Origin of the sequence: Actinoplanes sp. NPDC049598, assembly GCF_040675435.1 — a bacterium.
GTDB lineage: Bacteria > Actinomycetota > Actinomycetes > Mycobacteriales > Micromonosporaceae > Actinoplanes.
Map to the genome: position 1 here is coordinate 1 of NZ_JBFAOX010000069.1, position 1401 is coordinate 1401.

At 66.0% G+C, this 1401-nt stretch carries 1 protein-coding gene; it reads left to right on the forward strand.

Translation table 11 applies throughout. The features are described from left to right. Window positions 1-102: 102 nt before the first annotated feature. A complete protein-coding gene (locus AB0J66_RS49740) occupies window positions 103-1344 on the forward strand; it encodes an IS256 family transposase (RefSeq protein ID WP_364676580.1) in 1242 nt (413 codons plus the stop codon). The last annotated feature ends 57 nt before the right edge of the window (window positions 1345-1401 follow it).

Here is a 1401-nt window from a genome sequence, read left to right on the forward strand (position 1 = left end):
GGGTCACGTCCACCGAAGTGGTGTATGAGTTGATCTTTGCCAGCAGACGGGAGCGGCCATCGCAGATCCTTCGGATTGTCTAGATCAAGAAGGAGACCTGCGATGGCCGCAGAACCGAGTTTGAACGTCGCTGAGCTGCTGCGCGAGCATCTTCAATCGGCGAGCCCTGATCTACTGCGGGCGATGGTGCAAACCTTCGCCGAGACGCTGATGTCGGCCGAGGCCGACGCGGTCTGCGGCGCCGAATACGGCGAACGCAGCACCGAGCGGGTCAACTCACGCAACGGCTACCGGCACCGCGATTGGGACACCCGGGCCGGCACCGTTGAGCTGGCCATCCCGAAACTACGGCAGGGCTCGTACTTTCCGGACTGGCTGTTGCAGCACCGCCGCCGCGCCGAGCAAGCCCTGGTCAGCGTGGTCGCGACCAGTTACCTGCTGGGCGTCTCGACCCGGCGGGTCGAGAAACTGGTCGAGCAACTGGGCATCAAGTCGCTGTCGAAAAGTCAGGTCTCGGAAATGGCCAGGCACCTGGATGCCCAGGTCGAAGCGTTCCGCAACCGGCCCCTGGACGCCGGGCCCTACACCTTCGTCTGGGTCGACGCGCTCGTGATCAAGGTCCGCGAAGCCGGCCGCACGATCAACGTCCACGCCCTGGTCGCAGTCGGGGTCAACGCTGACGGCGGTCGCGAAGTCCTCGGCCTGGAAATCTGCTCCGATGAAGACGGCGCCGGCTGGCTGGCCTTCCTGCGTTCACTGACCGCCCGGGGCCTGTCCGGTGTCCGCCTCGTGATTTCCGACGCCCACCGCGGTCTGGTCTCGGCGGTCGGCGCCGCGCTGCCCGGCGCCGGCTGGCAACGCTGCCGCACCCACTACCTGCGCAACCTGCTCGCCAAAGTCCCCAAATCCGCGCAGCCGTGGGTGGCGACCCTGGTCCGCACGATCTTCGACCAGCCCGACACCGACGCCGTCGCCGCCCAATACACCCGAGTCCTCGACATGATCGCCGAACGATTCCCCGACGCCGCCGAACACCTCAACGACGCCCGCGACGACCTCCTCGCGTTCACCGCGTTCCCCACCGAGCTGTGGAAACAGATCCGCTCGAACAACCCACAAGAACGCCTCAACAAAGAAATCCGGCGGCGCACCGACGTCGTCGGAATCTTCCCGAACCGCGCCGCGATCATCCGCCTCGTCGGCGCCGTGCTCGCCGAACAGACCGACGAATGGACCGAAGGACGCCGCTACATGGGCCTCGAGATCCTCCGCAAAGCCCGCCTCACACCCATCACCACCAGCCAAGACACCGAACCCGACCAGCCCGCCGGAATCGCCGCATAACATCAACCCACACGGATCAGCGATGGCGACTCATACACCACGCCAGCGGACGTGACC